This window comes from Hansschlegelia beijingensis (genome assembly GCF_045505405.1).
Lineage (GTDB): Bacteria > Pseudomonadota > Alphaproteobacteria > Rhizobiales > Methylopilaceae > Methylopila > Methylopila beijingensis_A.
In genome coordinates this window covers 1-6,335 of sequence record NZ_JBJKEX010000172.1, presented here as the reverse complement: position 1 = coordinate 6,335, position 6,335 = coordinate 1, and the positions used below count along the sequence as shown (strand labels likewise).

General features: G+C 70.3%; 8 protein-coding genes. 4 read left to right on the top strand and 4 right to left on the bottom strand.

Annotation, left to right across the window (positions count from 1 at the left end):
- Positions 1–231 (bottom strand): ATP-binding cassette domain-containing protein (locus ACIKT0_RS11385; protein WP_407105458.1); only part of this gene is annotated, 231 nt, incomplete at its 3' end.
- Complete coding sequence (locus ACIKT0_RS11380; protein WP_407105457.1) at positions 228–995, bottom strand: ABC transporter ATP-binding protein; 768 nt, start codon at positions 993–995, stop codon at positions 228–230. The genes ACIKT0_RS11380 and ACIKT0_RS11385, both read right to left, overlap by 4 nt.
- A 193-nt stretch (positions 996–1,188) precedes the next feature.
- On the opposite strand from ACIKT0_RS11380, the gene ACIKT0_RS11375 reads away from it, so the two are divergent.
- Together ACIKT0_RS11375 and ACIKT0_RS11370 are read left to right on the top strand one after the other, a co-directional pair.
- A complete protein-coding gene (locus ACIKT0_RS11375) occupies positions 1,189–2,055 on the top strand; it encodes a LysR substrate-binding domain-containing protein (RefSeq protein ID WP_407105456.1) in 867 nt (288 codons plus the stop codon).
- 152 nt (positions 2,056–2,207) lie between these two features.
- Positions 2,208–2,969, top strand: coding sequence for an SDR family NAD(P)-dependent oxidoreductase (locus ACIKT0_RS11370; RefSeq protein WP_407105455.1), 762 nt, complete (start codon positions 2,208–2,210; stop codon positions 2,967–2,969).
- Here the strand turns inward: ACIKT0_RS11370 and ACIKT0_RS11365 are convergent.
- Together ACIKT0_RS11365 and ACIKT0_RS11360 are read right to left on the bottom strand one after the other, a co-directional pair.
- Entirely contained in the window at positions 2,966–4,222 is a 1,257-nt protein-coding gene (locus ACIKT0_RS11365; protein ID WP_407105454.1) for an RNA polymerase sigma factor, read from the bottom strand. The genes ACIKT0_RS11370 and ACIKT0_RS11365 overlap by 4 nt on opposite strands.
- Positions 4,219–4,590 (bottom strand): YciI family protein, encoded by a 372-nt coding sequence (locus tag ACIKT0_RS11360; RefSeq protein WP_407105453.1) that lies wholly within the window; start codon positions 4,588–4,590, stop codon positions 4,219–4,221. Before ACIKT0_RS11360 ends, ACIKT0_RS11365 begins: the two co-directional genes overlap by 4 nt.
- 152 nt (positions 4,591–4,742) lie before the next feature.
- Here ACIKT0_RS11360 and ACIKT0_RS11355 point away from each other — a divergent pair, with 152 nt between their 5' ends.
- Both ACIKT0_RS11355 and ACIKT0_RS11350 read left to right on the top strand, forming a co-directional pair.
- Entirely contained in the window at positions 4,743–5,174 is a 432-nt protein-coding gene (locus ACIKT0_RS11355; protein WP_407105452.1) for a VOC family protein, read from the top strand.
- A gap of 36 nt (positions 5,175–5,210) precedes the next feature.
- Entirely contained in the window at positions 5,211–6,293 is a 1,083-nt protein-coding gene (locus tag ACIKT0_RS11350; RefSeq protein ID WP_407105451.1) for a WD40/YVTN/BNR-like repeat-containing protein, read from the top strand.
- Positions 6,294–6,335: the final 42 nt, after the last annotated feature.

Here is a 6,335-nt window from a genome sequence, read left to right as displayed (position 1 = left end):
GGCGGTCACGTCGCGGCCGGTGACGCTGACGCTGCCCGCCCGCGCCGGGAGCAGCCCCGCCAGCGTCTTGACGAAGCTCGACTTGCCCGAGCCGTTCGGGCCGATCACCGTGAGGATGCTCTCCGGCGCCTGCTCGAGGTCGATGCCGCGGACGATGTCGGCGCCACGGCCGTAGCCTGCGCGCAGACCTCTGGCTGCGAGCGCCGGCATGGAGGCCTGCGCCGCGCTCACGCCGCCACCCCCAGATAGGCTTCGACCACGCGCCGGTCCGCGATGACCTCCCGGAACGTTCCGGAGACCAGGTTGCGGCCCTCGGCCATGACGTGGACCTCGTCGCAGAGTTCGCCGATCAGATGCATGTCGTGCTCGATCAGCCCGAACGAGACGCCCTCGGCCTTGAGCTCGCGGATCAGGCGGATGAGCTCCTGCTTGACCGGCGGAGACACCCCGGCGCCGGGCTCGTCCAGCAGGATGAGTTTTGGTTCGAGCAGCAGCGCGCGGGCGAGATCGAGCAGCTTCTTCTGGCCGCCCGACAGTCCGGCGGAGGGCTGGTCGGCGAGCTTCCAGAGCCCGATCCGCTCCAGCAGTTCGCGAGCCTTGGCGGCGTTCGCGCGCTCCTCCCGCCACCATTTCGGGCGCGCGAACAGCCCGGTCGCGACGCCTTCGCCGCTTTGCCGGCGCGGCGCGAGCAGCAGGTTCTCCAGCACCGTGAGGCTGCCCAGCTCGCGCACGATCTGGAACGTGCGGGCGACGCCGAGCGCGGCGTAGCGGTGGGTGGCGAGGCCGGTGACATCCTGTCCCGACAGCAGGACCTGGCCGGCGTCCGGCCGCACGAGGCCGGTCATGACGTTGAGCAGCGTCGTCTTGCCCGCGCCGTTCGGCCCGATCAGCCCGGTGACGCGGCCCGCCTGAAGCGCGAGGCTGGCGCCGTCGAGCGCCGCCAGCCCGCCGAAGCGCTTCGCGATATCGCGCACCTCGAGCAGCGGCGCGCTCACCCGACGAAATCCGCATTGCAGCGAGGCTGGCCCTTCGTGCACGATATGCACAAGAAGCGCGCAACATCAGCCTGATTAGTGATCATTAGCCTAGTTTCTCGCCAGTAACGCTGCATTAAAACAATGCTAAAAGCGCTGGATAGCCGAGGCAAATTTATATTGCTTTGCAAAAACCAAAGAATAATTTAGCCAGATGGCGCGTACGCTCGAAATCGTCCTGCTTCGCACTTTCGTGATGCTTGTCGAAGAGCGGAGCGTCACGCGCGTCGCGCGCAGGCTGCACCGGACGCAGCCTGCGGTGAGCCTGCAGCTGCGGCGTCTCGAGGAAGCGGCCGGGCAGCCGCTGTTCGAGGCCGACCTGCGCCGCCTGCGACTGACCCCGCAGGGCGAGGCCTTGCTACCCTATGCGCGCGCCCTGCTGCGCATGCATGACGAGGCGCGGCTCAAGCTCTCCTCCGACGAGATCGAAGGCCGCGTCACGCTCGGTTGCCCGGATCTCTACGCCGCGTTCCTTCTGCCCGAGACGCTGGCGAGCTTCCGCCGCGCCTATCCGCGCGTCGAGGTCAGCGTGCGCTGCGCGCTGTCGCGCCAGCTCGCCGCCGAGATGGACGAGGGCCTGCTCGACGTCGCGATCGCGACCCGGATGCCGGGCGTCGATCCGCGCATCGCCGAGACCACGCGCCTGCGCAGCGAGCCGCTGGTCTGGCTCGGCGCGGAAGGCGGCGGCGCCTACCGGCGCGACCCGATCCCGCTCGCCATGCTGCCCGAGGGAAATCTCTATCGCGACGTCGCGCTCGCGGCGCTCAACGAGAACAGCCTCAGATGGCGCGTCGCCTGCGTGTCGGAGAGCATCGCGGGACTGCAGGCGATGGCGCTCGCGGACGCCGCGGTCATCGTGCTCGCGGCTTCCGTCAACGCCCGCGGCCTCGTCGGTCTGGAGCCCGATTCCGGACTGCCGGCGCTGCCGACGGTCGATCTCATGTTGTGGCGCCGCCGCACGAGCGGTTCGGAGGCCGCCGAACACTTCGCCCGCCATATCGAGCGCCACGTCGGGAACTGAGCCGTTCGTCCGGCGCCCTCAGGCGGCGGCCGGCGCCCAAATCCGCGGCGGGTCCAAGCGCTTATTTGAACTTGCTCCGGCCGGCCGGCGGCCCGCAAATCAGGCGAACCGCGTCACCCGCGTCTCGTCGCCTTCATCTCACGGAGCCTGTCATGGACCTGAAGCTCGACGGCCTGAACGCGCTCGTCACGGGCGGCACCAAGGGCATCGGCCGCGCCATAGCGGAGACGCTTGCGGCCGAAGGCGCCAATGTGGCGATCTGCGCCCGTAACGAAGCCGAGGTCGACGCCGCCGCGGGCGCGCTTTCGGCCTCGGGCGTGAAGGCGATCGGGCGCGCGCTCGATGTGGCCGACGGTCCCGCGGTCGCGGCCTGGGTCGAAGAGGTCGCGGCGTCCTTCGGCGGGCTCGACATCGTGGTCGCGAATGTCAGCGCGCTCGCCATCGAGGGCGACGAGGCGGGCTGGCAGGCCGGCTTCGCCGTGGACATGATGGGCACGGTGCGTCTGGTCGATGCGGCGCTGCCCTATCTCGAGCGCAGCCGGGCCGCCTCGATCGTCACCATCTCCAGCGTGTCCGGCCGGGAAATCGACTTCGCGGCCGGCCCTTACGGCGCGTTCAAGGCGGCGCTGATCCACTACACGCAGGGTCTGGCCTTCAATCTCGCGGCGAAGAACATCCGGGCGAACTCGGTCTCGCCCGGCAACATCTACTTCAAGGGCGGCGTCTGGGATCAGATCGAGACCGGCAATCCCGAGCTGTTCGCCAGAGCGCTCGCGCTCAATCCGACCGGCCGCCTGGGCACGCCGCAGGAGGTCGCCAATGCGGCGGCGTTCCTCGCCAGTCCGGCGGCGAGCTTCATCACCGGGAGCAACCTCGTGGTCGACGGCGCGCTGACCCGCGGCGTGCAGTTCTAGGCGCGCCGCTCCTCGGCTCCCTGCAGCCGGTCGAGATGCGAGCGGATGTGGGCGGCCTCGGCCGCGGTGCGGGCGAGCGCGATGGCGCGGCCGAAGGCCTCGCGAGCCGGCGCCTCCTCCCCGAGCTCCATGTGCAGCGCGCCCTTCACGCCGAAGAAGTAGAAATAGCCGGCGAGGCGCTCCTCGAGCGGCGCGATCATCTCCAGCGCCGCGCGCGGGCCCTTCAGCTTCGACACCGCCACCGCCCGGTTGAGCGTGACCACGGGCGAGGGCTGCAGACGTTCGAGCAGCCCGTAGAGCAGGTCGATCTCGGCCCAGTCGGTGTCTTCCGCCCGGACCGCGCGGGCGTGCGTCGCGGCGATCGCGGCCTGCGCCTGATAGGGGCCGGGCCGGCGGTGACGAACGGCCTTGCCGATCAGGTTTATGCCCTCCGAGATCAGGGGGCCGTTCCAGCGCGTCCGGTCCTGTCGGTCGAGCAGGACGATCTCGCCAGCGTCGTCGAAGCGGGCCGGGGCGCGGGCGTGCTGCAGCAGCATGAGCGCGACCAGCCCCATCGCCTCGGGCTCGGCCGGAAACAGGCGCAGCAGCAGCCGTCCGAGCCGGATCGCCTCCTCGCAGAGGGGCGCGCGCAGCGGCGCCTCGCCGGAGCTCGCCGAATACCCCTCGTTGAACAGCAGGTAGATCATCAGCAGCACCGCGCCGAGCCGCTCCGCGCGCTCGACCGGCCCGGGCGCCTCGAACGGCACGTCGGCCGCCGCGATCTTCGCCTTGGCGCGGGTGATCCGCTGCTCCATCGCGCTTTCGCCGACCAGGAAGGCGCGCGCGATCTCCGCGACCGTCAGCCCGGACACGATGCGCAGCGCGAGCGCGATCTGCTGCGGCGCCGGCAGGTCGGGATGGCAGCAGATGAACAGCAGCCGCAGCACCCCGTCGCGATAATCGGCCTCGTCGAGCCGCTCGACCATCGCGGCCTCGGCGTCCTCGCGGTCGGAGATCAGCTCCTCGTCCGGCATCGGCGCCTGCCGGCTGACGCGGCGCCTGGCGTCGAAGGCGGCGTTGCGCCCGACGAAGATCAGCCAGGCGACGGGATCGCGCGGCGGGCCGTTCTCCGGCCACGTCCTGAGCGCGCGCAGGCAGGCGTCCTGAAACGCCTCCTCGGCCGCGTCGAGGTCGCGGAAATAGCGCAGCAGCGCGCTCACCGCCTGTGGCCTGGCGGCGGTCAGAGCCGCGTCGATCCAGGCCCGGTCGGTCATAGCGTCGGCGCTACCGGGTTGAACAGCATCACCGGCCGTACCTCGAACGCCCCGGCGGAGCCGCACGCGTCGCCGAGCTCCTTGGCGGTCTCGATGGCTTCGTCGAGCGAAGCGCAGTCGACGATGAAGAAGCCGAGCAGCTGTTCCTTGGTCTCCGCGAAGGGGCCGTCGATCACCATGGCTTCCCGGCCCTTGCGGATGGTGGTCGCGGCGGTCGTCGGCATCAGCCGCGCGACCGGACCGAGCCGCCCCTGCGCGGCCAGCCTCTGCTGAACCGCGCCGAGATCCGCCATCACCGCGTCGTTCTTCTCCTGCGACCAGGCGCAGACCACGTCTTCTGAATCGTAGCAAAGCATCGCGTAAAGCATCGCCGGCGGTTCTCCTCGTTCCAAGGACGCGCAAAACTACTCCGGCGCGACAGTCCGCGCGAAAAATCCGCGCGAGGATGTCGGCGGCCGCGCTGTCCGGTCGTCCTTGACGCGGGGCCCGGGGAAACGGGCGCCGGAGCAGGGAGAGACCGATGCTTGTGCGACCCTATCTGTCGTTCGAAGGCCGCTGCGAGGAAGCGCTGGAGTTCTACAAGAGCGCGGTCGGCGCCGAGGTGACGGCGCTGCTGCGCTTCCGGGACGCGCCGGAGCCGCCGCCGCCCGGCATGGTTCCGCCGGGCTCCGAGGACAAGATCCTGCACTCCTGCTTCCGGATCGGCGCCACCGAGGTGATGGCGACCGACGGCGGCTGCGCGGGCGCGGCGCATTTCTCGGGCGTGAGCCTCGCGCTGTCGGCGCCGAGCGAAGCGGAGGCGAACCGGGTGTTCGCGGCGCTTGGCGAGGGCGGCGAAATCCGCATGCCGCTCGGGCCGACTTTCTTCTCGCCCGCCTTCGGCATGCTGGCGGACCGCTTCGGCGTCGCCTGGATGGTCGTCACCGAGCCCGAGCCGCAGGGCGACTCCTAGGAGCCACGGCGGCGCACAAGAACCAGGGGGGAAACAATGTCGAAGAAGGTGATGGTGCTGCTCGGCACCAAGAAGGGCGCGTTCATCCTGGAGAGCGACGCGGCGCGCGCCGACTGGCGGCTGCGCGGGCCTTACTGCGAGACCTGGCCGATGAACCATGTGGCGGCCGATCCCGCAACCGGCGCGATCTATGGCGCGGGCGGCAATGAATGGTTCGGGCCGGCGGTGTGGAAGTCGACCGACCATGGCGAGAGCTGGAGCCATTCGAGCCAGGGTCTCGCCTATGAACCGGGGCAGGAGCCGATCTCCACGGTGTGGAGCGTCGCGGCCGCGCATGGCCGGCTCTATGCGGGCGTGCAGCCGGCCGGCCTGTTCGTCAGCGACGACGGCGGCGAAAGCTGGAGCCATATCGACGGGCTGCAGAAGCATCCAAGCCGTCCCGAATGGAACCCGGGCGGCGCCGGGCTGATCCTTCATTCGCTCGTGGTCGATCCCCAGGACGCGAAACGGATCTGGGTCGGCATCTCCTCGGCCGGCGTGTTCCACACCCAGGACGGCGGAGAGACCTGGGAGCCGCGCAACACCGGCGTCCGCTGCGACTACTTCCCCGAGGACCAGCGCTATCCCGAGTTCGGCCAGTGCGTGCACTGCCTGGTGATGGCCCCCGGCGGCTCCGGGCGGCTCTACCAGCAGAACCATTGCGGCATGTATCGCAGCGACGACGGCGGCCGGAGCTGGGACAGCATCGAGGCCGGCCTGCCGTCGAGCTTCGGCTTTCCGGCCGCGACGCATCCGCGCGATCCCGAGACGCTGTTCCTCGTCCCGCTCAACGGAGACATCGCCGGCCGCTACATGCCGGACGCAAGGGCGGCGGTCTGGCGCACGCGCGACGGCGGCGCGAGCTGGAGCGACCAGCGCCAGGGCCTGCCGCAGCAGAACGCCTTCTTCAACGTGCTGCGGCAGGCGATGGCGGTCGACGCGCTCGAGCCGGCCGGCGTCTATTTCGGCACCGGCTCCGGCGAGGTCTACGCCAGCGCCGACGAGGCCGGCAGCTTCACCCGCATCGCCGAGCACCTGCCGACGATCTCGTCGGTCGAGACGCTCGTCGTGGAGGCGTGACGTGACGGCCGAGCCGCAGGCGAGCGTCTCGACCGACGGGAT